The organism is Streptomyces sp. NPDC107538 (assembly GCF_055657445.1).
This window is the reverse complement of record NZ_JBVKAY010000016.1, coordinates 59,924-84,298: the sequence shown is the minus strand read 5'-3', so window position 1 is coordinate 84,298 and position 24,375 is coordinate 59,924. Positions and strand designations below refer to the sequence as shown.

Sequence of the window (24,375 nt, the reverse complement as noted above, 5' to 3'; positions counted from 1 at the left end):
TCGCATCGCAACGAGGAGGACACGTTCGTGAAACCCCCAGCCGCGTCCGCCGCCACCTTCGCCGGACCCTTCGCCCTCGGCACCCTCTCCGCCCCGGACGGGATCCCTTCCGCCCCCGACCAGGCCCCTTTCCCCGCCCTGGTCACCCCGGACCGCCGCGCCCTCGACCTCCGCCGGGCCCTTTCCGCCCCGCAGCTGACGATCCGCGCCCTCCTGGAGCGCTGGGACGAACTCCTGCCCCACCTCCACGAGTTGACGGCGACGGCCCCCTCGGACACCTGGCGGCCGCTCGACGGACTGCGTGTGCACGCCCCCGTCGAGCCCCGCCAGATCTTCCAGTCCGGCGCCAACTACCGCCAGCATGTGATCGATCTGGAGGTCGCCCACCGCTCACCCGACGACCCCCGCACCGCCGAGGAGGCCCGGGCGGAGATCGCCGCGGTGATGGACCGCCGGGCGGCCGAGGACCTGCCGTACGTGTTCATCGGGCTGCCGAGCGCGATCACCGGCCCGTACGACGATGTCGTGCTGCCGTCCTGGGCCGAACAGCCGGACTGGGAGCTGGAGTTGGCGGCCGTGATCGCCCGGCCCGCCTACCGGGTGTCCGTCGAGGAGGCCCTGGACCATGTCGCCGGGTACACCATCGCCAACGATCTGACCGACCGTGCCACCGTCTTCCGCCGGGACATGAAGGCCATCGGCACGGACTGGCTGCGCAGCAAGAACGCGCCCGGGTTCACCCCGCTCGGCCCGTGGATCGTGCCGGCCGGGTCGATCGCGGACCCCGGCGACCTGCGGGTCACACTGCGACTGAACGGCGAGAGCATGCAGGACGAGACCACCAAGGACATGCTCTTCGGTGTCGCCCGGCTCGTGTCGTACGCCTCGCGGACCGCGCGACTCCTCCCCGGAGACCTGGTGTTGACGGGCTCACCGGCCGGCAACGGCATGCACTGGGGGCGGCTGCTGCGGGACGGCGACGTGATGGACGGCTCGATCACCGGACTGGGCGCCCAGCGCACCCGCTGTGTCGCCGAAGAGCCCACGCCATGACCGACACCACCGCCACCACCACCATCACCGGCCCCGGCAACTCCGCCGTCTCCCCCGACACCCCCTTCCCCCACGACCCCGCCGACCCCGAGGCCGCGATCGCCGCCACCGCCAAGTCGGTCTCCAACTGGGGTCGTTGGGGCGAGGACGACGTGCTCGGCACGCTCAACTTCCTCGACGAGGCCAAGCGGCGGGAGGGCGCGGCCCTGGTGCGGCGCGGGGTGAGTTTCTCGCTGTCGCAGTCCTTCGACATGAACGGCCCGCAGAAGGGCTGGCGGCGCCGGACCAACCCGGTGCACACCATGCTGGACACCGGCACGGACGCGGCGCTCGGCAACCAGGGCTTCCCGCACGGCATCGGCGGCGCCGACGACGTGATCGCGATGCCGTTGCAGTGCTCCACCCAGTGGGACGGCCTCGGGCACATCTTCGACCACGGCCACGCGTGGAACGGGCGGCGGGCCGAGAAGGTCGTCACCTCCGACGGCGACCTCGTGACCGGCATCGAGCACATGGCCCCGCACGTCGCCGGTCGCGGCGTCCTCCTGGACGTGGGCCAAGTCCTGGGCGAGGGAGGGGAGTTGCCGGACGGGTTCGCGATCACCGAGGAGCATCTCACCGCGACCGCCGAGGCCCACGGGGTGAGCGTGGGACGGGGGGACATCGTCGTCGTACGGACCGGGCGGCTGGCGCGGGCCCGGCGCGAGGGCTGGGGCGACTACGCGGGCGGTGACGCGCCGGGGCTGTCGTTCACCACGGCCGGCTGGCTGCACCGTACCGAGATCGCGGCGATCGCCACCGACACCTGGGGCTTCGAGGTGCGGCCCAACGAGTTCGAGCGCGCCTTCCAGCCGCTGCACCAGATCGCCATCCCGCACATCGGGCTGCTCATCGGCGAGATGTGGGACCCGGACGCCCTCGCGGCGGACTGCGCGGCGGACGGCGTGTACGCGTTCTGGCTCACCGCAGCGCCCCTGCCCATCACCGGGGCCGTCGGCTCCCCCGTCAACCCGATCGCCGTCAAGTAACCGGCGGAACAAGGGAGTTCCCCATGAGCACCACCCGCAGAGTCCTGGTCGTCGGCGGCGGCGCCTCCGGCAGCGCGGTGACGATCCTGCTGCGCCGCGCCGGCCTCGCCGTCGACCTGATCGAGGCCAGACCCGACTGGAACGCCACCACCGGCTCCGGCATCACCCTCCAGGGCAACGCCCTGCGCGTGCTACGCGAACTCGGCGTCTGGGAGCAGGTCGAGGCCTCCGGGTTCGCCTTCGGTTCGCTGGGCGTGACCACCCCGGACGGCACCCTGCTGCATGTGGCCGAGGACATCCGGACGGGCGGCGAGGACCTGCCCGCCACCCTCGGTATGCGCCGCCCGGGGCTGCAGCGGATCCTCATCGACGCGGTCCGCGCGTCCGGCGCCGACGTACGTCTCGGCACGACCGCCGAGCAGTTCGCGCAGGACGACGAGGGCGTGTCGGTGCGGTTCAGTGACGGCACCGACGGCCGCTACGACCTGGTGATCGCCGCCGACGGCCTCAACTCCGCCACCCGCGCCGCCATCGGTATCGCCGACCGGCCCGAGCCCACGGGCATGGCCATCTGGCGCACCCCGGCCCCGCGTCCCGAGGGCGTGGTCCGCACGGATCTGGCGTTCGGCGGCCCGGCGTTCATCGCGGGCTTCTGTCCGACCGGCGAGGACACGATCTACGCGTACGTGGTCGAGGCGGGCCGCGACCGCCACGCCGTCCCGCCGGAGTCGTACGCGGACGAGATGCGCCGCCTGGCCGGGCGGTACGGCGGCCACTGGCCCGAGATCACCCGGCACATCACCGACCCGGAGCAGGTCAACTACACCTGTTTCCACCGGCTGTTGGTGGAGGGCTCCTGGCATCGGGGCCGGGTCGTGCTCGTCGGCGACGCCGCGCACTGCTGCCCGCCGACCCTCGCGCAGGGCGCGGCGCAGTCCCTGGAGGACGCCTCCGTGCTGGCCGAACTGCTCAGCGGTGGCCGGCCGTGGGACGACGCGCTGCTGCGGGAGTACTACGAGCGCCGGATCCCGCGCGTACGGACCGTCGTCGAGGCGTCCGTACAGCTCGGGCAGTGGCAGCTGGACGGTGTCCGGGACGCCGACGTACCCGGTCTGATCGGCCGCACGATGACGTTCCTCAAGGATCTGCCATGACCCCGCCCACCGTCGACGTCCACGCGCACCTCCTGATCCCCGAGGTAGAGGAGGCGGTGGCCGGACTCCCCGGACTCGCCGAGGCCAGGGCGCTGGAGGCCCGGCGCAACGGTCCGGCCTCCCTCGCCGTCAGCGGCCCCATGGTCCGCGCCCTGCTGCCGAGGGCCACCGACGTCTCCGTACGGCTGGCCGCGATGGACGCGCAGGGCGTGGATGTGCAGCTGGTCAGCCCGTCGCCCTCGCACTACCACTACTGGGCGGACGAGGAGACGGCCGAGAAGGTGTACCGGCTGGCGAACGAGGCGACGGCCGCGCACCGTGACCGGGCCCCCGACCGGCTGCGCGGCCTCGGCCTGGTCCCCCTCCAGCACCCGGACCAGGCGGTCCACGCCCTCGAACACGCCCTGGAACTGGGCCTGTCGGGCGTCGAGATCTCCTCGCACGCGCCCGGCCGGGAGCTGTCCGACCCGGCCTACGAGCCCTTCTGGGCCCGGGCGGCGGAGACCGGCGCGCTGCTCTTCCTGCACCCCTTCGGCTGCACGCTCGACGAGCGCCTCGACCGGTGGTACCTGTCCAACGTCGTCGGCCAGCCCACCGAGAACGCCGTAGCCCTGTCCCATCTGATCTTCTCCGGCGTCCTGGACCGCCATCCGCGGCTGCGGCTGATCGCGGCGCACGGCGGCGGCTATCTGCCGACCCACATCGGCCGCTCCGACCACGCCTGGCGGGCCCGCGCCGACGCGGGCGCGGGCTGCGCCCACCCGCCCAGCAGCTACCTCCGCCGCATCCACTTCGACTCCCTGGTCCACGACCCCCATGTGCTGCGGGAGTTGATCCGGGTCGCCGGTGCGGACCGGGTGCTGCTGGGCTCCGACTTCCCCTTCGACATGGGCACCGAGGACCCGGTCGGCGCCCTGCGCGCGGCCGGGCTGCCCGAGCCCGACTTCGACGCCGTCCGGGGCGGCAACGCGACCGCCCTCCTCCGGAAGGACTGACTGACCCCATGCGCCTGCTCACCCATCTACGGCACGTCGACCTCGCCGTCCCCGACTACGCCAGGCAACTCGACTTCTACGCCGGCGTCTGGGGCCTGACCAAGGTCGCCGAGGACTCCGGTATCGCCTTCCTGGCCGCCGAGGGCAGCCCGGAGCAGTACGTCGTACGCCTGCGCGAGGCCGACGAGAAGCGGCTCGACCTCGTGTCGTACGGTGCCGCGAACCCCGGGGACGTCGACACGCTGGCCGAGCGACTCCTCGCGGGGGGCGTGGAGTTGATCTCGCGGCCGGGCAAGGTGGACACCCCCGGCGGCGGTTACGGCTTCCGGTTCTTCGACGTCGACGGGCGGACCATCGAGGTGTCCGCCGAGGTCGAGGTGCGGCGGCACCGCAGGATCGAGGAGAAGGAGTCGATCCCGGTCAAGCTGTCGCACGTCGTCCTCAACTCCCCCGATCTGAACCGGACCCGGGAGTGGTACGAGCGCCATCTCGGCTTCCGCCACTCCGACACGCTCAGCTCGCCGCACATGGGCGAGGTCATGCACTTCATGCGGATCAGCAACCAGCACCACTCCATGGCCATCGCCCAGGGCCCGCACACCGCCCTGCACCACATCTCCTTCGAGATGCGCGGCCTCGACGAGTACATGCGCGGCTCCGGCCGGGTGATCCGGGCCGGCCACCGGAAGATCTGGGGCCCCGGCCGGCACATGGCGGGCGACAACACCTTCACCTACTTCCTCGACCCGCAGGGCAACACCGTCGAATACACCACCGAGCTGGAGGTGCTGGACGAGGACACCTGGCATCCGCACGTCTACGACTTCTCCCGGCCCGAGGTCACCGACCAGTGGGGCACCGCCAACCCGATGAACGAACTCATCGCCAAGGAGTCCTTCAACGACGTGGACCGGGGGGTGTTCGTCGCCCCACCGGTGTGAGGCCACCGATACCCCTCCCCCATCCTCGGACCGGTCCTCCTGCCGGGCGCTTACCCCGGGCCGGTTATGGTGACGGAGCGAATCGAACGTATGCGGGGCTGGCGGAGGGCACGTGGTGTCGGACGTAGGGCGGCTCGTCGCCGGGCGTTACCGGCTCACGGAGCAGATAGGCCGTGGCGGCATGGGCACGGTGTGGCGGGCCGGGGACGAGGTCCTCGACCGCCAGGTCGCGGTGAAGCGGCTGCACGTCCAGCCGCATCTGTCCCCCGACGACCTGGTCACCCTGTACGAGCGCACGCGCCGCGAGGCGCGGAGCGCGGCCCGTATCGCGCACCCGAACGTGATCGTCGTCCACGACGTCGTGGACGACCGCGTGGACGGCTCCGCGCACGGCGCCGCGTACGGGGTCCAGGGCGGCGTCGGCACCGGTGACGGTCGGCCCTGCATCGTCATGGAGTACGTCCCGGCGCCCACGCTCGCCGACCTCCTCACCGACGACCGGACGCTTCCGCCCGAGGAGGCGGCCCGGATCGGTCTGGGCATGGTCGCCGCGCTGCGCGCCGCGCACGCCGCCGGCGTCCTGCACCGCGACGTCAAGCCCGGCAACGTGCTGCTCGGCGCCGAGGGCCGGGTGGTCCTCACCGACTTCGGCATCGCGATGACGGCGGACGCGTCGACGCTCACCAAGACCGGTGAGATGGTCGGCTCCATCCACTACATGGCCCCGGAGCGGATCCGCGGCCAGAAGCCGGGCCCCGCCTCGGACCTGTGGGCCCTGGGCGCGACCCTCTACCAGGCCGTGGAGGGCCGCCCGCCGTTCCGCCGCCTCACCGCGATGGAGGCCGCGTACGCCATCGCCGTGGACCCCTTCGAGCCGCTGAAGCGGGGCGGCGCCCTGGAACCCCTCATCGAGGCCCTCCTCGCCAAGGACCCCGCCGACCGCCCCACGGCCGAGGAGACGGAACGCGCCCTCCGCGCCGTCGTCTCCGGCCAGCCGACGATCGCCCAGCCGCGCCCGGCCGCCGGGAGCCGGACCGACGGGATCGGCGGAGTCGGCGGGGGCGGCGGAGTCGGGGGGCACACCGGCTCGTACGACTACGGCCGGGACACAGGCGGCGCGGGCCCCGGAGCAGCAGCGATACCGGTCGACGCGGAAGGGCCCGAGGGCAGCGGGCGCTCCCCCCGGGGCCGGAGGAAGCGCCGGATCCTCGTACCGATGACCGTCGCGGTGACCGTGGCCGCTCTGGCCGTCGGGGCCGCGCTGTACGTGACGGCGAAGCCCGACAGCGGCGCCGCCGCACCGGGCGGCGGCGCCGCACCGGGCGGCGGCGCCACGGCGAGCCCGTCCTACTCCCCCTCCCCCGTCCCGGACGGCTTCCACCTGGTCACGGACGAGACCCTCGGCGTCGCCTTCCCCGTCCCGGACGGCTGGACGGAGGGCAAGCGGACCGCCGAGTCGATCACCTACACCGACGAGACGAAGCTGGCCGAACTCACCATCGGCATCGTGGACCCCGCCGGCTCGCACCCCATGACCCACTTCGAGGACATCGAGGCCAACACCAAGGTCAACTACCCGTCGTACCGGCGGCTGCGGATGCAGAAGACCACGTTCCGGGGGCAGCCGGCGGCCGTCTGGGAGTTCACGTTCCAGGGCCGCGCCCGCGCCTTCCGCGCGATCGACCTCGGATACGGCCGCGAGGGCGAACGGGAGTACGACATCTATCTGTCGGCCCCGGACCTCGACTGGGACACCTATCGCCCGGTCTTCGACAAGGTCAGGGACGGCTTCGTCACCGACGTCTCCTGATCCCTCCCCCGGTCACCGGGACCCGGGAGCGCCCGTTCCCCCCAGGGGCGCCACATGCAGCCGGAACCCGGCGACCCGGTGGACGGGCCAGGACCGGGCGAACCCGGGCGGGCCGCCGCCGGGTGCGACGAGGGCGGCCACGGGCATCCGTTCGGCGGTGCGCAGGATGCCGTCCGTGGTGGTGTTGGCGTTGTTGCCGCGGGTGTGGGCGGAGGCGCAGCCCGCGTAGTAGGCGATGGGGATGGCGTAGTCGCCGGTGAGCAGACAGGGCGGCCGTACGCCGAGGCGGCGCAGTTCGGCGGCGGCACGGTCCCAGTCGCGGTGGAACGCGGTGGTGCGCTCGACGGTGCGCGCCAGCACCGCGTACTGCACCGCCAGATGCCCCACGACCCCGAGCACCACCACCGCCCCCACGACCGGCCGCCAGGCGCCGCCGGGCCCCCTGACGAGGCTCAGCAGCGCGTCGGCGACGGGGATCGCGAGCAGGGCGTACGCGGGCAGCAGGAAGCGCGGGGCGGCGTACCCGATCAGGAACAGATACGGCACGGCGGCCGTGGCGGCGCAGACCAGCGCGACCACCGTGGGCGTCGCCCGCCCGGCCCGGACGGCGACGGCCAGCCCGAGCGCGGCCAGGACCGGCAGCGCGAACCACCACGCGAGGATCGCCGGATGGGGCATGTCCCCGGTGCACGGCCGGCACAGCGTGCGCCCCACCAGACTGCGCAACTGGTCGTCGACGGCGATGTTCCAGCCCAGTCCGCCCTGCACCCGCGACGCGTCCGCCAGCCGCCGCGCCGGGCCGCCGTACCGGTCGTACGCCTCGACGACCCAGGCCCCCGCTCCGGTGCCGAGCCCGACCGCCATCGCGCCGAGGAGCCGGGGCCGCCGCCATCGCCGTACGCCGACCAGCAGCACGAACAGCGGGAGCGTCACCCAGACGGTGTCGGTGGGCCGCATCCAGGCCATCAGCGCGGTGCCGGCGCCCGCGCCCCACAGCGCCGCCCGGTCCCCGGGGTCGTTCCGCACCCGCAGGAAGCAGCCCACGCAGCCGAGCGCGCCGATCGCGACCCAGTAGTTGGGCATGGCCTGCGGGCCGTAGAAGAGGGTCACCCACAGGGACGCGAACAACGCTCCCGCGACCGCCGTCACCCGCTCCGGGAACAGGCCCCGCCAGGCGCGCAGCGCCAGGTACAGCCCCACGCCCGCCAGCACCGCCAGATACACCCGCAGCACCACGGTCGACGACGACCACACGGCGACCGGCGCCACCAGCAGCGGCACGCCCCGCGCACGCGGCGCACTGAAGAACGCCGACGGCGCATACGGGCTCACCTGACTGACATACACCGCCTCGTCCCAGCCGAGCCCCATCCCCGGTGGTACGAGCAGGAGCTGCGCCAGAGTGAAGGCCGCCGCCACCCCGGCAACCGGGCCGAGCACCGACGAGGGCGCCCCCGGAACGGTGACGGGGGTGACGACCGGAGCGATGTTCGAACCCATATGCGTGAACCCATCTTCGGCGCAATGCCGATAAGCCTCCAAAGAGACAAAAGGATGAGATATTGGCTCGACGCGGCAGACGCGACGCACCGCACGAGGGCTCACCCTCACTCGCCCGGCCCAGCCCGCCCGGCCCGGCCCAGCCCGTCCGGCTCCCGCTCCCCTCGCGTGACGGCCCTCTTCCGCGCAGGCCCGCGGCCTGCCTAGCGTGCGTGTCATGGATCATCGACAGGAGCCGTTGCCGAGCCGTTTCGATCACTGTCCGTGGCTGTTCGAGGCGGAGGCGACGTCGGAGCAGCGGGTCGCGCAGGAGGAACGGCAGGGGGCGCTCGACGGGGAGAGTGAGGTGGGCGCACGGTGCTATGTGGCCGGGTCCGCGGCGGTCCACCCCGATGTGCTCCGGCTCGGCGACGACTCGTACATCGCCGCCCACGCCTATGTCACCGGCACCCTCACCACCGGCACGGACTGCACCCTGAATCCCTTCACCGTCGTACGCGGCACGGTCTCGCTGGGCACCGGCGTACGTATCGGCGCCCACACCTCCCTCCTCGGCTTCAACCACTCCACCGCCCCCGACCTGCCGGTCTTCCGCCAGCCCCAGACCAGCCGGGGCATCACCGTCGGCGACGACGTCTGGATCGGCTCCCATGTGGTCGTCGTCGACGGCGTCACGATCGGCGACCACTGCGTGATCGGCGCGGGGGCGGTGGTGACGAAGGACGTTCCGGCGTGGACGGTGGCGGCGGGGAACCCGGCGCGGCGGATCCGGGACCGGCGGGAGACGGGGAGTGGGGAGCGGAAGCCAAGCGTGCGCACCGGGGGCCGTGGCGGTGCCCGTGACCCCCTGACCCGGTTCGCCGACACCGCCCGCGCCCAGGCCGCCGGCATCCTCGCCCGCTCCTGGAACGGCGCCCACTACACCGACCGCCCAGGCGCGGCCCCCACGGTCCGGGCGCACTGCGACGCCGTGGAGATCGCCGATCTGCTGCTGTCGTCCGCGCCCGGGCAACTGGACGCGACCGAACACATCGAGCGTCTGGCCTCCCTCCAGGACCGGGAGACCGGCCTGGTGCCCGAACTCGGCGAGCGGCTGCCGCCCATGGACGCCGACGGCTTCACGGGCGAGGGCCCGGCGCTGTACCACGTCCTGTCGGTGGGCTACGCGCTGGACCTCCTGGGGGCGTCCTTCCGCCAACCTGTCTCCGGTGTACGGGACATGACGGTCGATCAACTCATGGCCCGGCTGGAGCGGTTGCCCTGGCGGGACGGTGCGTGGAGCGCGGGCGCCTGGATCGACTCCTGGGCCACCGCCGCCCATGGGAACCTCCGGCACCCCACCGCCCCCGCCGACCCCACCACCCCGGGCACTCTCGAAGCCCTCTTCGGCTGGCTCCTGACCCGGGCCGACCCGTGGACCGGCATGTGGGGCATCCCCTCGCCCACCGCCGGCCGCCTCCAGGTGGTGAACGGCTACTACCGGCTCACCCGTGGCTCCTTCGCCCAGTTCGGGCTGCCCGTCCCGCACCCGGAGCGGGTCGTGGACGCGGTCCTGGACCACGGCCGCGACCCCCGGTACTTCGGCGCGGGCCGCGAGAACGCCTGCAACGTCCTGGACGTCGCCCACCCGTTGTGGCTCTGCACCCGGCAGTTGGGCGGCATGGGCGGCATGGGCGGCTTGGGCGGCTTGGGCGGCGACGGCTACCGCTCGGCCGAGATCCGGTCCTGGGCCGAGGGCCAGTTGAGCGCCGCCCTGGAACGGTGGCACGACGGCCGGGGCTTCGCCTTCGGACCGGGCGCCACGGGGCCGGGACCGGAACCGGGGCTCCAGGGAACGGAGATGTGGCTCGCCATCATCTGGCTGCTGGCGGACCTGCTGGGCCGGTCCGACAGCCTCGGGTACCGCCCGCGCGGGGTGCATCGCCCTGAGCCGAACCCGATGCCGGGCTGACGTAACCACAAGCCGTACCCACACACGTCGTACCGACAAGACGAACGGCCGCGGTCGTCCTGACGACCCGGCCGTTCTCGTCCGCGTGGCCGCTCCCGGGGAGCGGCCGCCCGAGGCGTTACGCGGCCCCGTCCTTCGAGGAGGCCACGGGTGCGGTGAGGTCTTCCGCTTCCGGGAGTTCCTCGACGTCGACACCCCGAACCTGGGCCAACTCGTGCTTGAGCGCGGCGAGTTCGGTGCCGCCTGCCATGTGGTTGGTCAGCTCTTCGAGGGTGACCTGGTCGCGGGCGGCGCTCAGTTCCATGGTGCCCAGGCGCAGGACGCTGAAGTGGTCGCCGACCATGTAGGCGTGGTGGGGGTTGTGGGTGATGAAGATGACGCCGAGCCCCTTGTCGCGGGCGGCGGCGATGTACTTCAGGACCACACCGGACTGCTTGACGCCGAGGGCGGCCGTGGGCTCGTCGAGGATGAGGACGCGGGCGCCGAAGTACACCGCGCGGGCGATGGCCACGCACTGGCGCTGGCCACCCGACAGCGTGCCGATGGGCTGGTCGAGGTCGTCGAGGACGATGCCCATGTTCCGCAGTTCCTCGTCCGCGGTCTTCTTCATCTTCTCGATGTCGAGACGGCGGACGGGCCAGGGGCCCTTCGTCATCTCGGAGCCGAGGAAGAAGTTGCGCCACACCGGCATCAGCGGGACGGTCGCCAGGTCCTGGTAGACGGTGGCGATCCCGGCGTCCAGGGCCTCACGCGGGGTCGAGAAGCGCACCGGCTTGCCGTCGACGAGGAACTCGCCCTCGGTGTGCTGGTGCAGCCCCGAGATGATCTTGATGAGGGTGGACTTGCCGGCACCGTTGTCGCCGAGGACGCAGGTGACGCGGCCGGGGTGGACGGTGAGGTTGACGCCGTGCAGGGCGCGGATGTTGCCGTACGCCTTGCCCGCGTCACGCAGTTCGACCACGGGCGCCTGGTCGGTGGATGCCGCTTCGGGGGTGGTGGTGTTGCTGGTGGTCATGGGTGGGTCACCTCCGGGTGGCCTGGGCGCGGACCCACAGGTTGACGAGGGCGGCGATCAGGAGCATCACGCCGAGGAAGGCCTTGAACCAGTCGGGGTTCCAGTTGGCGTAGACGATGCCCTGGTTGACCATGCCGAAGATGAAGGCGCCGATGACCGGGCCGATCGCGGAGCCGTAGCCTCCGGTCAGCAGACAGCCGCCGATCACCGCGGCGATGATGTACAGGAACTCGTTGCCGACGCCCTCGTTGGACTGCACCGTGTTGAACGAGAACAGCAGGTGCATGCCCACGAACCAGGCCCCGAGCCCGACGCCCATGAACAGCGCGACCTTGGTGAAGTTCACCGGCACACCGACCGCGCGGGCGGAGTCCTTGTTGCCGCCGACCGCGAAGATCCAGTTGCCGAACTTCGTGCGCAGCAGCAGCCAGGTCGCGATCGCCGCGAACACCAGCCAGTAGAAGATCGTGACCTTGAAGTCGACGCCGCCGATCGACACCTCCGACGCGAAGACGCTCTTCGCCTGGTCGAAGCCGTCCATGTCGGCGATCGAGTCCGACGCCACGTTCTCGGTGAAGATCTTCGTGACGGCGAGGTTGGAGCCCTGGAGGATCAGGAACGAGCCGAGGGTGACCAGGAAGCTCGGCAGACCGGTCTTGATCAGCAGCCAGCCGTTGAACGCGCCCACCGCCAGCGACACGATCAGGGCGACGATCACGCCGGTCCACACGTTCACCGTCAGCTGGAAGCTGAGGATCGCCGCCGTCAGGGCGGAGGTGGTGACCGCGACACCGGCGGACAGGTCGAACTCCCCGCCGATCATCAGCAGCGCCACCGGCAGCGCCATGATGCCCATGACGGAGGCCTGGTAGAGCACGGTCGCCAGGGAGCCGGCCTCACGGAAGGAGGGGGCGACGGCGAAGAAGAAGACGTAGACACCGATCGCGGCGATGAGCGCGCCGACCTCGGGGCGGGCCAACAGCCGTCGGCCCAGGGAGCGTTGCGCGGTCCGGCCGTCCTTCTGGGCGGCCGGCGGAGCCGGCGACGAGGAGGAACCCGTCGCCGGTGCCGTTGCATGGGTCATGATCGGATCACCGGGTGCCCTTCGCGGCGAACGAGGCGATCTGCTCGACGTTGTCCTTGTCCACGAACGCGGGACCGGTCAGCACCGGCTGCTCGCCACCGCCGCTGTAGTTGCCGTTGTTCTTGTAGAGCCACATCGAGTCCACGGCCAGGTAGCCCTGGAGGTACGGCTGCTGGTCCACGGCGAACTCGATGTCACCGGCCTTGATGGCGTCCGTCAGCTCCTTGTTGAGGTCGAAGGTCGCGACCTTCGCCTTGCTGCCCGCGTCGTCCACGGACTGCACGGAGGTGAGGGCGATCGGGGCGCCGAGGGTGACGACCTCGTCGATGGAGGTGTCCTGCTTCAGCTTGGCCGTGATGGTCGACTTCACCGACGGCATGTCCGTGCCGTTGACGTAGAGGTTCTCGGTGTCACCCTCGAAGGTCTTCTTCACACCGGCGCAGCGCGCCTCCAGGGAGACGTTGCCCTGCTCGTGGATGACACAGACCGCGTGCTTCGCGCCGGTCTCGTTGAGCTTCTTGCCGAAGGCCTCGCCCGAGACCTGCTCGTCCTGGCCGAAGAAGGAGAGCAGCCCGTACTCCTGCCACACGTCCATACCGGAGTTGAGACCCACGACGGGGATGCCGGCCTTCTCCGCCTTGGCGATGACGTCCTTCATCGCGTCCGGCTTGGCGAGCGTGACCGCGATGCCGTCGACCTTCTGGTCGATCGCGTTCTGGACGAGGTTGGCCTGGTTGGCCGCGTTCGGGTCGTTCGAGTAGACGAGCTTGACGTTGTCCTTCGCGGCGGCCGTCTCGGCGCCCTTGCGGACGATGTCCCAGAAGGTGTCGCCCTGACCGGCGTGGGTCACCATCGCGACGGTCATCTGCGGGGTGTCGGCCTTGCCCGCGGAGGCGTTCGACCCGCCCTCCTCGGCCTCCTTGCCACCCGAATCGCTGGAGCAGCCGGCTATCAGCAGCGCGGACGCGGCCGCCATGGCGAAGAAGGGGGCCACTCTGCGCGAGCGGGAGTGAAGCATGCGGTCCATCTTTCCAAGCACCTCACTGTGCGACGGGGAAAGGGAACGGGACAGCGTCGGGCGGAGTGCCCGCGCGGGCCCGGACTACGAAAGTCCGGATCATTGTGCCGGTAGGCCGACTGCGCTGTTTCGTTGGGACGGGATACAAACCCCTGACAGACCCCTCTGTCAAGACTTTGTTAAGACATCATTTCACGAGGTGGTCAGGATGTCCGTACAAACTCTTGACAGAGGGTCGCTTCGGGTCCTACACCTGGGATACATCCGGACCCGAGTGCGCGCATCCCCGCGCGCCGCGAGGCTCCGGTGGCCCGCATCCCCCACCCGAGGAGCGACGCGCATGCCCGTTGGGCCGTATCGGAATCGATCTCTATCCGTTGCAAACCGGTGGCCGCCAGGTGGGGTGCGATGTCGGCTGCCGGCCCGGTGGGGCTTCTCGCGCAGTTCCCCGCGCCCCTGAAAAGCCGGGGCTGCGCCCCGTGCTTTCAGGCCCGCATGCTTTCGAGCCCGCACGGGCCTGTGGCTTTTCAGGCCCGCAGGGGCCTGTGTCCTTTAGGGGCGCGGGGAACTGCGCGAGAAGCCCCACCGGACCCGCACCCGACAACGCACCCCCACCCTCCACCCCACCCCGTTCGACAAAGCGAGGCCCCGATGCCCCAGTCCCCCACCCGCCGTCTGACCGTCGCTCAGGCGCTGGTGCGGTTCCTGTCCGCGCAGTACACCGAGCGCGACGGCGTGCGCCACCGGCTGATCGCCGGGACGTGGGGCATCTTCGGCCACGGGAACGTGGCGGGCATCGGCCAGGCGCTCCTTGAGGCCGGCGAGGAGACGATGCCGTTCCACCAGGGCCGCAACGAGCAGTCCATGGTGCACGCGGCCGTCGGCTACGCCCGCCAGCTGAACCGGCTCTCGGCGCAGGCCGTCACCACCTCCATCGGCCCCGGTGCCACCAACCTGGTCACCGGCGCCGCCCTGGCCACCATCAACCGCCTCCCCGTACTGCTCCTCCCCGGCGACTACTTCGCGACCCGCACCGCCGACCCGCTGCTCCAGCAGCTGGAGCACCCCACCGAGGCCGATGTCTCGGTCAACGACACCCTGCGCCCCGTCTCCCGCTACTTCGACCGGATCACCCGCCCGGAGGCGCTGATCCCGGCCGCCCTGAACGCCATGCGGGTGCTGGCCGACCCCGTGGACACCGGCGCCGTCACCCTGGCCCTGCCGCAGGACGTCCAGGCGGAGGCGTACGACTGGCCGGAGGAGTTCTTCGCCGACCGCGTGTGGACCGTACGGCGTCCCCTCCCCGACCCGGTCGAGCTGGCCGAGGCCGTACGGGCCGTCCGTGCCGCCCGGCGTCCCCTCGTCGTCGCGGGCGGCGGTGTCCACCACAGCGAGGCCGAGGCGGCGCTGAAGGCGCTGGTGGACGCGACGGGCCTGCCGGTCGCGTCCACGCAGGCGGGCAAGGGGTCGCTGCGCCACGACCACCCGGCCGACCTCGGCGGCATCGGCCACACCGGCACCGCGGTCTGCGACGACATCGCCCGCACCGCCGACCTGATCATCGGCGTCGGCACCCGCTACACCGACTTCACCACCGCCTCGAACACCCTCTTCCAGCGCCCGGACGTCCGGTTCGTCAACCTCAACATCGCCGCCTTCGACGCCCACAAGCTGGCCGCCCGCACGCTGGTCTGCGACGCGCGGGCGGGGCTCGAAGCGCTCACGGACGCGCTCGCCGGCCACCGGGTGGACGAGGCGTACGAGGCGGAGTACCGCGCCGGGAAGGAGCGTTGGGAGGGGGTCGTCGAGGCCGCCTTCACCGCCGCCGACGAGCACGCCGTGCCCACCCAGACGCAGGTGCTCGGCGCCCTGGACGCGGTCGTCGGCGACACGGACGTGGTGATCAACGCGGCCGGTTCGCTCCCCGGCGACCTGCACAAGCTGTGGCGGGCCCGGAGCCCCCGCCAGTACCACCTGGAGTACGGCTACTCCTGCATGGGCTACGAGATCCCCGCCGGGATCGGTGTCCAGCAGGCGGCGCCGGGCACGGCCGTGTGGTCGCTGGTCGGGGACGGCACGTATCTGATGATGCCGACGGAGATCGTGACGGCCGTCCAGGAGGGCCTGCCGGTCAACCTGGTCCTCATCCAGAACCACGGCTACGCCTCCATCGGCGGCCTCTCGGAGTCGGTCGGCGGCGAGCGCTTCGGCACCGCCTACCGCTACCGCGCCGCCGACGGCACCTTCTCCGGCGCCCCGCTCCCGGTGGACCTCGCCGCCAACGCGGCCAGCCTCGGCATGGACGTCCTGCGCGCCGAAACCGTGAAGGAGCTGCGGGAGGCGCTGGCGACGGCCCGTGCCTCGGACCGGCCCACCTGTGTGTATGTCGAGACGGACCCGGCGCCCACCGCTCCCCCGGCGGAGGCCTGGTGGGACGTCCCGGTCGCCGCGACCGCCTCCCGCCCGGCGGCCGTGGAGGCGCGCGCGACGTACGACCGCGAGGTGGTCAACCAGCGCCGCCACCTCTGACGCGGCCGAGGGCCCTTGGTCACGAACGATCATGTAAGGACAATGCGATGACAGGGGTTCCTGTCATCCGGACGGACGGATACCCTCATGGGCGTGACCAGCGCGACTACGGGGAGTACAGGGAGTCTCGACCTCAGTGTCGACCGGAGCAGCCCGGTGCCGCTGTACTACCAGCTGGCCCGGCAGCTGGAGTCGGCGATCGAGCACGGCGCGCTCGGCCCGGGCAGCCTCCTGGGCAACGAGATCGAGCTGGCCGGCCGTCTCGGCCTGTCCCGGCCGACCGTACGGCAGGCCATCCAGTCGCTCGTCGACAAGGGCCTGCTCGTCCGCCGCCGGGGCGTCGGCACGCAGGTGGTGCACAGCCAGGTCAAACGGCCGCTGGAGCTGAGCAGTCTCTACGACGACCTGGAGGCGGCCGGGCAGCAGCCCACGACCCAGGTGCTGTTGAGCGAGATCCGCCAGGCCTCCGCCGAGGTCGCGGCGGCCCTGGGCATCGCCGAGGGCGCCGAGGTGCACCTCTTCGAACGGCTGCGCCTCACCCACGGCCAGCCGGTGGCGTTCCTGTCCAACTTCGTCCCCGCCGGACTGCTGGACCTCGACACCGAGCGCCTGGAGGCGACGGGCCTGTACCGGATGATGCGCAACGCCGGCATCACCCTGCACAGCGCCCACCAGAGCGTCGGCGCCCGGATCGCCGCCCCCGAGGAGGCCGAGCGCCTCGGTGAGCCGGAGGGCGCCGCACTCCTCACGATGCAGCGCACGGCGTACGACGACACCGGGCGCGCGGTCGAGTACGGCACCCATGTCTACCGGGCCTCGCGCTACTCCTTCGACTTCCAGCTGCTCGTCCGCAACTGACGTTCGCCCAGGGGCTGTTGAACGGCCCTCAGAGGTTCACCCACGCCCCGGTCTCCGCCGAGCGGCTCATCGCGTCCAGCGCGGTGGCGCTGTGCACGGCGTCGGCCAGGGTGGTGCCGTGCGGGGTGCCCTCGGCGATGGAGGTCAGGAAGTTGTACGCCTCGATCACCTTGAGGTCGTCGTAGCCCATGGCGTTGGCGGAGCCCGGCTGGAACGCGGCGTAGGTGCCGTGGCCGGGGCCGACGTAGAGGGTGTGGACGGACTGGTCCTGGTAGGCGTCGCCCTTGCTGACACCCAGTTCGCCCATACGGCGGAAGTCCCAGAAGAGGGCGCCCTCGGTGCCGTGGATCTCGAAGCCGTAGTTGTTCTGCTCGCCGACGGAGACCCGGCAGGCCTCCAGGACGCCCCGGGCACCGGAGGCGAAGCGGAGCAGGCAGTTGACGTAGTCCTCGTTCTCGACGGGGCCCAACTCGCCGCCGGAGGCGCGGGTGTGGCCGGCGGTGGCGCCGGTGGGGCGGGCCCGCTCGGGGACGAAGATCGCGGTGTCGGCGGTGAGGGAGGCGATGTCGCCGAGCAGGAAACGGGCGAGGTCCACGCCGTGCGAGGCGAGGTCGCCGAGGACACCGCTGCCGCCGCGCTCCCGCTCGTACCGCCAGGTCAGAGCACCCTCGGGGTGGGCGGCGTAGTCACTGAAGAGCCGGATGCGGACATGGGTGACGGTGCCGATCTCCCCGGCGGCGATCAGTTCACGGGCGGCGGAGACGGCGGGCGCGTTGCGGTAGTTGAAGCCGACGGTGCCCTGGACGCCGGCCTTGGTGACCGCGTCGGCGACGGCGCGGGCGTCGGCGGCGGTGAGCCCGACCGGCTTCTCGATCCAGAGGTGCTTGCCGGCCTCGGCCATGGCGACGCCGATCTCCCGGTGCAGGAAGTTCGGCGCGGTGATGCTGACCGCCTGGATCCGCGGGTCGGCGACCACCTCGCGCCAGTCCCGGGCGGTGGTGGCGAACCCGAACTGCCGGGCCGCCTCCTCGGCGCGTCCCGGCACCTCCTCGACGACGGTGACCAGCTCGGGCCGTAGGGCCAGCCGCGGGAAGTGGTGGGTCACCCGCGCGTACGCCTGGGTGTGCACCCGTCCCATCCACCCGAACCCCACGACGGCGACACCGAGCCCACTCACCATGACTGCCCTTCTTTGGACCGTTCCAAATCCGTACGCCGCTCACACTGGGGGCATGCTCCGGCACTGTCAAGCCCTTTGACACGGGCACCCCGCTGTGGAACGGTCCAGGCCATGAGACCACCCGGACCCGCGTCCCCGACGATCCGCGATGTCGCCGAGCGGGCCGGTGTGTCCAAGTCACTGGTCTCGCTGGTGCTGCGCGGCTCGGAGCAGGTGCGCGAGGAGAAGCGGCGGGCGGTGCTGGCCGCCGTGGACGAGCTGGGCTACCGGCCGAACGCCGCCGCGCGCAGCCTGAGCGAGCGCCGCACCCGCACGGTCGGCGTCCTCCTCCACGACATGCGCAACCCCTGGTTCGTGGAGCTGCTGGACGGCCTCAACTCCCGGCTGCACGACAACGGTCTGCGCATGCTGCTGGCCGACGGCCATCTCAACCGGCGGCTCGGCGAGGACCTCACCCGCACCTTCACCGAGCTGCGGGTGGACGGCCTGATCGCGGTCGGCACGCTCCCGCCGTCCGAGGCGCTGCGTACGGCGGCGGGGCTCATCCCGACGGTGGTCGCGGGCGCCCGGGAGCCCACGCTCCCCCGGGTGGACGTGGTCGCGGGCGACGACCAGCTGGGCGCCCGGCTCGCCACCGAGCATCTGATCGGCCTCGGGCACCGGCGGATCGCGCACATCGCCGGGGACGGGGTGGTCGGGGCGCTGCGTCGCCGCAGCTTCGAGTCGGTGATGCGCGAGCACGGGCTGGGCGGGTCGGCGGCCGTCGAGCGGGGCGATCTCACGGAGGAGGGCGGCTATCGCGCCACGGTCCGGCTGCTCGGCGCCCCCGCCTCCGAACGCCCCACCGCGATCGTGGCGTTCAACGACATGGCCTGTGTGGGTGCCCTCTCCGCCGCCGAGGAACTGGGGCTGAAGGTGCCGCGCGACCTGTCCCTCGTCGGCTACGACAACACCTATGTCTCCCGGCTGCGCCACCTCTGGCTCACCACGGTGGACAACGCCAGCCACGACGTCGGCCGCACCGCCGCGCAGTGCCTCCTGGACCGCATCGCCGACCCGGGCCGCCCCGGCAAGGTCGTCCTGACCACACCGACGCTGGAGGTCCGGGGCACGACCGGCCGGCCGGGCGACGGCTGAGTGGACGGCCGGGCCCCGGGGCCGGCCCTTCCGTTCCTCTCTCAGCTCTTGCAGTTCGCCGGGGGCAGGCAGTGGTCGTCCGGCGCGACGCTCTGCCAGATCCGCCGGCCGATCTCCCGCAACTGCCGCTGCTGGGTCTTGCTGAGCGCGTCGAACACCAACCGCCGTACGGCGTCGGCGTGGCCCGGGGCGCTCGCGACGATCTTGGCGTGGCCGGCGTCGGTGAGCACGGCCAGGGTGTAGCGGCCGTCGGAGGGGTCGGGCTCGCGGCGCACCCACTCGCTCTTCTCCAGCCGCTTCACGAGGTGGGACAGCCGGGACAGCGACGAACCGGAGTACCCGGCGAGGTCGCTCATCCGCAGGGTGCGTTCCTCGGTCTGGGACAGCATCGCCATCACCAGGTACTCGACGTGGCTGAGACCCGAGTCCCGCTGCAGCTGCGCGTCCAGCGCGCTCGGCAGTCTGACCATCACACCCGCCAGCGCGTGCCAGGTCTCCATCTCCTCGTCGGTCAGCCAACACGGCTGCTGCGGTGTCTCCATGGCGCCCACTCTACGTGCAGCTTCAACCGACCGACCGCCGGATGGCTTGACGCTTCAAGTCGAGCGCCCCTACGTTGACCTCCTGACTTCCCTTGAACATTCAACTCACACACCGGAAGAGCCTGCCATGAACGTCACTCTGTGGATCATCGCGAGCCTCCTCGCGGCGGCCTTCCTCGCCGCCGGTCTGATGAAGACCCTCCAGTCGAAGGAGAAGCTGGCCGCTTCCGGCATGACCTGGGTCGAGGCGTTCTCCCCCGGCATGGTCAAGACCATCGGCGCACTGGAGGCGCTGGGCGGCATCGGTCTGGTCCTCCCCGCCGTCCTCGACATCGCCACGGTCTTCGTCCCCCTCGCCGCGACGGGTCTCGCCGTCACCATGCTCGGCGCGGTCGTCTTCCACGTCCGCCGCGACGAGACCAAGGAGTCCGCCCCGGCGCTGGTCCTGCTGATCCTGGCCGCGGTGGTGGCCTGGGGCCGCTTCGGCCCGTACGCGTTCTGACCCTCAAGGCACGGTTCGTTCGTCGGGCGCGGGCCCGGTGGGGGCTGGTCGCGCAGTTCCCCGCGCCCCTAAAAAACCAGGCTCTGCGGGCCTGAAAGACCAGCCCTCCGCGGCCCGAAAGACGACCGCGGGCGGGCCTGAAAGCGACCGGCGGCGGGCCTGAAAGCGACCGGCGGCGGGCCTGAAAGCGACCGGCGGCGGGCCTGAAAGCGACCGGCGGCGGGCCTGAAAAGCTCGGGGCGCAGCCCCGGCTTTTCAGGGGCGCGGGGAACTGCGCGAGAAGCCCCACCGGCCCGCACCCGCCGAATCAGCGAACCCCCACCCCCCTCACGCGCACCTCGACCGCGGTCAACGCCAGCGCCAGCAACCCCGGCACGAGAAACGCCAAGGGCAAAAGCATCCACGCACACAACACGGCCGTCGCCACAGCGAGCACCACCAACCCACTGCCACCCAGATCCCGCCCCGCATCCCGCGCAGCACCCCGCACCGCCCCCGGCCAGTCGACAACCGACTCGGGCCGCCCACAAGCCCGCAACCCCACCACAACACCCACCACCCCGATGGCCGCGGCGAGCAACGCGAAGGCCCGCCCCCCGGGCAGCCCCGCCCCGGCGAGGGCCACATCGACGAGGGCGAGGGCCAGCCCGAAGCCGGCCACGACCCCGGCGACGAGGTCACCGACCCGCAGCCGTCGCCGTAGCGCCACCAGGAACCCCCTGGCCGTGACCGGCCGCCCCTCCCCCACACCCCGCAACACCGCACAGGCCGTGGACAGCGCCGCAGGCAACGTCACCAGCGGAAGGCTCACCACCGCCACGGCGACCCCCACGCTCAGCACGTCCGCGAACAGCGTCATACGGGGGCCGAAGATCTCGCCCGCTTCCGTGTTCGTCCGCACGGGGCGCATGCCGATCACCCCTTGATCCCGGAATTGGCCATGCCCTCCACCAGGAACCTCTGGAACGCGAGGAAGAACAACACGATCGGAAGGAGGGCGATGACGGACATGGCGAACATCGGCCCGAACGCCGAGGTGCTGGACGCGTCGACGAAGGACCGCAGGGCCAGCGTCGGGGTGAACTTCTCGGGCGAGAAGAGATAGATCAGCTGGGTGAAGAAGTCGTTCCAGGTCCAGATGAAGGTGAAGATCGCGGTGGTGATGAGAGCCGGCCGGGTGAGCGGCAGAATCACCGAGAAGAAACTCCGGAAGGGCCCGCAGCCGTCGATCCGCGCCGCCTCCTCCAGTTCCCTCGGCAGTCCCCGCATGAACTGCACGATGAGAAAGACGAAGAACGCTTCCGTGGCCAGGAATTTCGGCAGGATCAGCGGCCAGTAGGTGTTCACCATGCCGAGCTGGTTGAAGATGATGTACTGCGGGATCAGCACCGCGTGATGCGGCAGCATGATCGTCGCGATCATGAACGCGAACAGCGGTCCGCGGAAGCGGAACCGCAGCCGCGCGAAGGCGTACGCGGCCAGAGAGCAGGACAGCACGTTCCCGACGACCGCGCCGCCCGCGATCAGCAGCGAGTTGCCGAGCAGCCGCCCCACCGACACGTCGTTGACGCCGTCGAGCGCGGTCTCGTAGTTGGACCATTCCAGCCGGCTCGGCAGCAGATCGAGGCTGGCGATGACCTCGTTGGCCGGCTTCACGGAGGTCGCGAGCAGCCAGGCCAGCGGATACAGCATGACCAGGAGCGCGGCCAGACAACCCGCGTGCAGGGCCACCCGCCGCCAGGCAACCGGCTTGCGGGCTACGGGAGTTGAGGGTGTACTGGTGGTCATCGGTCCCCCTCGGAGGCGTAGAAGACCCAGGAGCGGGACGTGCGGAACAGGATCGCGGTGACCACGCCGATGGCCAGCAGCAGGACCCAGGCCATGGCGGAGGCGTAGCCCATGTGGGAGGCGACGAAGCCCCGGTCGTAGAGGTAGAGGGTGTAGAAGAGCGTGGAGTCGGCCGGGCCGCCCTTGCCCGCGCTGATCGCGAAGGCGGGGGTGAAGACCTGGAAGGCCTGGATGGTCTGGAGCACCAGGTTGAAGAAGATCACGGGCGACAGCATCGGGACCGTGATCGACAGGAACCGGCGCCAGGCACTCGCCCCGTCCACCTCGGCCGCCTCGTACAACTCCCCCGGGATCTGCTGCAGTCCGGCGAGGAAGATGACCATCGGGGCGCCGAACTGCCACACCGTGAGCAGGGCCACCGCGAGCAGCGCCCAGCCGGGCCGGTTGACCCAGCCGCCGGTGCCGAGGAGGTTGTCGACCGTACCGCCGTCGTTGAAGATCGCCCGCCACACCAGGGCGATGGACATGGACGCGCCGAGGAGGGAGGGGGCGTAGAAGGCGGAGCGGTAGAAGCCCCGGCCGCGCCTCATGTTCTTCAGGGCCAGCGCGACCAGGAGGGCGAGGGCCAGTTGGAGGGGTACGGCGATGACGACGTACATGAGGGTGGTCGCCACCGAGCGCCAGTAGCGGGGGTCCTCGGTGAACATCTGGGTGTAGTTGCGCAGGCCCACCCAGTTCGGGGAGTTGAACAGGTCGTAGTCGGTGAAGGAGAGGTAGAGCGAGACGGCCATGGGGAGCAGGGTCAGGACGCAGGCCCCGAGCACCCAGGGGGAGAGGAACACCCAGGCCGCGCCCTCACGCCGACGCGGGCGGTTGGATCGGTCCGGCTGCTGAACTCCCTTCTTCCGTACGGTCGTCGGCAGCTGTGTGGTGGTCATGACCTCAGCTCCGCCTTCGCCTCGGTGACGTAGTCCTCGGCGGCCTCGCGGGGGGACATCCGCTCGTAGGAGACCTGGTCGTAGTCGCGCTGGAAGGTGGTCTGCAAGGCGCTGTCGCCGGAGGGGGGTGCCTGGGGCGGCGGGTCGAGTTTTCCTTCGACGGTGGCCTGGTAGTCGTAGATGGTCTTGTCAAAGTCCTTGAGGCCGGCGGCGATGTCCTGGCGGATCGACTCGTTGACGGGGATGCCCCGGGTGGCGCCGAGGATCTTCGCGGCATCGTTGTCATTGAGCAGGAAGTCGACGAGCCGGGCGGACTCCTCGGGGTGGCCGGAGTCGGCGGCCACGCCCATGAACATGGAGGGCTTGAAGTACTGGCCGGGGGTGCCATCCTCGCCCGCCGGCATGGGGGCTAGGGAGATCCCGGTGGGCACGAGGGCGAGGTAACCGCTCGCGGGGGCGTCCCAGTTGACGTCGGAGGCGGCCTTGCCCCGGCCGAGCGGGGTGTTCTCGACCGTGCCGTCGATCTGGGTGGTCTGCTCGGCCGCCGAAACCGCGCCCTCCCGGCGGAGCTTGTCGGTGAAGGTCCACCAGCGGGTCAAGTCGTCGGCGTCGAAGCCGAGTTGTCTGTCCTCGGTGTAGAGGGACCTGCCCTGGCCGCGCAGCCAGATCTCGAAGGCGTCCTCGCTCTGCCCGGGATCGGTACCGCCGGGCGCCCCCGTCTTCTCCGCCACCGTCCGCATGGCGTCGGCCCATTCGCTCCAGGTCCAGCCCACGCGGGGTGGTTCGAGACCGGCGGCCCGCCACTTCTCGGTGTCGTAGACCATGGTCTCGGTGCCGCGCCCCTGCGGTACGGCGTACTGCTTGCCGTCGACCTTGCCGGTGGCGAGCAGTCCGGGCTCGAACTCGGCGGTGTCCAGGGCCTGTTGCTGCCCGGCCAGGTCGAGGAGCACGCCACCGGAGGCGTACTGGTCGATCATGCGGTAGTCGAGCTGCATCACATCGGGCGCGTCACCGCCGGCGGCCTGGGTGGCGAGCTTCTGCTTGTAGGCCTCGTAGCCGGCGAACGAGGTCTGGACCTCGATCCCCGGGTTCCGCTTCTCGAAGAGGTCGACGGCCGCCTGGGTTCTGGCGGCCCGGTCCGGGTTGCCCCACCAGGTGTAGCGCAGGACGACCTCGCCGCCGCCACCGCCCGACCCGTCCGGTCCGGAGCAGCCGGTGAGCAGCGCGGAGAGCGCCAGCGCGGTGGCCGCCGCACGGGGTTTCCAGGACTTCCTCGTCCTGATTCGGGGCATGAGTGGGTCACCTCTTTCACTAGAAAGCGCTTCCACCCCCCTGTACGACCCTAGGGAAGG

21 protein-coding genes are annotated in these 24,375 nt (G+C 71.4%); 11 read left to right on the top strand and 10 right to left on the bottom strand.

From position 1 onward, the window contains the following. The first annotated feature begins 27 nt into the window (after positions 1 to 27). The 6 genes from ACZ7MG_RS36830 (at position 28) to ACZ7MG_RS36805 (ending at position 6,981) form a co-directional block, all read left to right on the top strand. A complete protein-coding gene (locus ACZ7MG_RS36830; RefSeq protein ID WP_471383790.1) occupies positions 28 to 1,053 on the top strand; it encodes a fumarylacetoacetate hydrolase family protein in 1,026 nt (341 codons plus the stop codon). Next, positions 1,050 to 2,081, top strand: a complete 1,032-nt coding sequence (locus ACZ7MG_RS36825; RefSeq protein WP_471383793.1) for a cyclase family protein — start codon at positions 1,050 to 1,052, stop codon at positions 2,079 to 2,081. Before ACZ7MG_RS36830 ends, ACZ7MG_RS36825 begins: the two co-directional genes overlap by 4 nt. Positions 2,082 to 2,104: 23 nt before the next feature. Continuing rightward, positions 2,105 to 3,235: an FAD-dependent oxidoreductase gene (locus ACZ7MG_RS36820; protein ID WP_471383796.1), complete on the top strand. Its 1,131-nt coding sequence runs from the start codon at positions 2,105 to 2,107 to the stop codon at positions 3,233 to 3,235. Then, positions 3,232 to 4,230, top strand: a complete 999-nt coding sequence (locus ACZ7MG_RS36815; protein WP_471383799.1) for an amidohydrolase family protein — start codon at positions 3,232 to 3,234, stop codon at positions 4,228 to 4,230. Before ACZ7MG_RS36820 ends, ACZ7MG_RS36815 begins: the two co-directional genes overlap by 4 nt. An 8-nt stretch (positions 4,231 to 4,238) precedes the next feature. Further along, positions 4,239 to 5,171 (top strand): VOC family protein, encoded by a 933-nt coding sequence (locus ACZ7MG_RS36810; RefSeq protein WP_471383802.1) that lies wholly within the window; start codon positions 4,239 to 4,241, stop codon positions 5,169 to 5,171. Between the two features lie 112 nt (positions 5,172 to 5,283). Further along, positions 5,284 to 6,981, top strand: coding sequence for a serine/threonine-protein kinase (locus ACZ7MG_RS36805; protein ID WP_471383805.1), 1,698 nt, complete (start codon positions 5,284 to 5,286; stop codon positions 6,979 to 6,981). 12 nt (positions 6,982 to 6,993) lie between these two features. Here ACZ7MG_RS36805 and ACZ7MG_RS36800 read toward each other — a convergent pair whose 3' ends face one another. Further along, entirely contained in the window at positions 6,994 to 8,481 is a 1,488-nt protein-coding gene (locus ACZ7MG_RS36800; RefSeq protein WP_471383808.1) for a hypothetical protein, read from the bottom strand. 217 nt (positions 8,482 to 8,698) lie between these two features. Between ACZ7MG_RS36800 and ACZ7MG_RS36795 the strand changes: the two genes are divergently transcribed. Then, on the top strand, positions 8,699 to 10,432 hold the full coding sequence (locus ACZ7MG_RS36795) for an acyltransferase (RefSeq protein WP_471383811.1): 1,734 nt from the start codon (positions 8,699 to 8,701) through the stop codon (positions 10,430 to 10,432). A 118-nt stretch (positions 10,433 to 10,550) separates the two neighbouring features. Here ACZ7MG_RS36795 and ACZ7MG_RS36790 read toward each other — a convergent pair whose 3' ends face one another. Genes ACZ7MG_RS36790 through ACZ7MG_RS36780 form a run of 3 tightly spaced genes read right to left on the bottom strand, consistent with a single transcriptional unit; the run spans position 10,551 to position 13,558 of the window. Further along, the gene (locus ACZ7MG_RS36790) at positions 10,551 to 11,447 is read right to left on the bottom strand and encodes an ATP-binding cassette domain-containing protein (RefSeq protein ID WP_471383813.1); all 897 of its coding nucleotides are present in this window, start codon (positions 11,445 to 11,447) and stop codon (positions 10,551 to 10,553) included. Between the two features lie 7 nt (positions 11,448 to 11,454). Continuing rightward, positions 11,455 to 12,531 (bottom strand): ABC transporter permease, encoded by a 1,077-nt coding sequence (locus ACZ7MG_RS36785; RefSeq protein ID WP_471383816.1) that lies wholly within the window; start codon positions 12,529 to 12,531, stop codon positions 11,455 to 11,457. A gap of 7 nt (positions 12,532 to 12,538) precedes the next feature. Beyond that, positions 12,539 to 13,558, bottom strand: coding sequence for a sugar ABC transporter substrate-binding protein (locus ACZ7MG_RS36780; protein ID WP_471383818.1), 1,020 nt, complete (start codon positions 13,556 to 13,558; stop codon positions 12,539 to 12,541). Between the two features lie 642 nt (positions 13,559 to 14,200). On the opposite strand from ACZ7MG_RS36780, the gene iolD reads away from it, so the two are divergent. Together iolD and ACZ7MG_RS36770 are read left to right on the top strand one after the other, a co-directional pair. Beyond that, positions 14,201 to 16,078, top strand: coding sequence for a 3D-(3,5/4)-trihydroxycyclohexane-1,2-dione acylhydrolase (decyclizing) (gene iolD, locus ACZ7MG_RS36775; protein ID WP_471383820.1), 1,878 nt, complete (start codon positions 14,201 to 14,203; stop codon positions 16,076 to 16,078). An 87-nt stretch (positions 16,079 to 16,165) separates the two neighbouring features. Further along, entirely contained in the window at positions 16,166 to 16,936 is a 771-nt protein-coding gene (locus ACZ7MG_RS36770) for a GntR family transcriptional regulator (RefSeq protein WP_471383823.1), read from the top strand. Between the two features lie 28 nt (positions 16,937 to 16,964). Here ACZ7MG_RS36770 and ACZ7MG_RS36765 read toward each other — a convergent pair whose 3' ends face one another. Next, positions 16,965 to 18,116, bottom strand: coding sequence for a Gfo/Idh/MocA family protein (locus tag ACZ7MG_RS36765; RefSeq protein WP_471383826.1), 1,152 nt, complete (start codon positions 18,114 to 18,116; stop codon positions 16,965 to 16,967). Positions 18,117 to 18,227: 111 nt separating this feature from the next. Between ACZ7MG_RS36765 and ACZ7MG_RS36760 the strand changes: the two genes are divergently transcribed. Continuing rightward, entirely contained in the window at positions 18,228 to 19,253 is a 1,026-nt protein-coding gene (locus tag ACZ7MG_RS36760; protein WP_471383829.1) for a LacI family DNA-binding transcriptional regulator, read from the top strand. 41 nt (positions 19,254 to 19,294) lie between these two features. Here ACZ7MG_RS36760 and ACZ7MG_RS36755 read toward each other — a convergent pair whose 3' ends face one another. Beyond that, positions 19,295 to 19,795 carry a MarR family winged helix-turn-helix transcriptional regulator gene (locus tag ACZ7MG_RS36755; RefSeq protein ID WP_471383832.1) on the bottom strand — a complete coding sequence of 167 codons (501 nt, stop codon included), beginning with the start codon at positions 19,793 to 19,795 and terminating at the stop codon, positions 19,295 to 19,297. A gap of 127 nt (positions 19,796 to 19,922) precedes the next feature. Here ACZ7MG_RS36755 and ACZ7MG_RS36750 point away from each other — a divergent pair, with 127 nt between their 5' ends. Beyond that, positions 19,923 to 20,297: a DoxX family protein gene (locus ACZ7MG_RS36750; protein ID WP_471383834.1), complete on the top strand. Its 375-nt coding sequence runs from the start codon at positions 19,923 to 19,925 to the stop codon at positions 20,295 to 20,297. Between the two features lie 307 nt (positions 20,298 to 20,604). Here the strand turns inward: ACZ7MG_RS36750 and ACZ7MG_RS36745 are convergent, their stop codons facing one another. From ACZ7MG_RS36745 to ACZ7MG_RS36730, 4 genes are read right to left on the bottom strand one after another with little or no spacing between them, the layout of a single operon-like run. After that, positions 20,605 to 21,207: a hypothetical protein gene (locus tag ACZ7MG_RS36745; protein WP_471383836.1), complete on the bottom strand. Its 603-nt coding sequence runs from the start codon at positions 21,205 to 21,207 to the stop codon at positions 20,605 to 20,607. A 5-nt stretch (positions 21,208 to 21,212) separates the two neighbouring features. Further along, positions 21,213 to 22,085 carry a carbohydrate ABC transporter permease gene (locus ACZ7MG_RS36740; RefSeq protein ID WP_471383838.1) on the bottom strand — a complete coding sequence of 291 codons (873 nt, stop codon included), beginning with the start codon at positions 22,083 to 22,085 and terminating at the stop codon, positions 21,213 to 21,215. Next, positions 22,082 to 23,023, bottom strand: a complete 942-nt coding sequence (locus tag ACZ7MG_RS36735) for a carbohydrate ABC transporter permease (protein WP_471383840.1) — start codon at positions 23,021 to 23,023, stop codon at positions 22,082 to 22,084. Before ACZ7MG_RS36735 ends, ACZ7MG_RS36740 begins: the two co-directional genes overlap by 4 nt. Beyond that, complete coding sequence (locus ACZ7MG_RS36730; RefSeq protein ID WP_471383842.1) at positions 23,020 to 24,315, bottom strand: ABC transporter substrate-binding protein; 1,296 nt, start codon at positions 24,313 to 24,315, stop codon at positions 23,020 to 23,022. The genes ACZ7MG_RS36735 and ACZ7MG_RS36730 overlap by 4 nt, the downstream gene beginning before the upstream one ends. Positions 24,316 to 24,375: the final 60 nt, after the last annotated feature.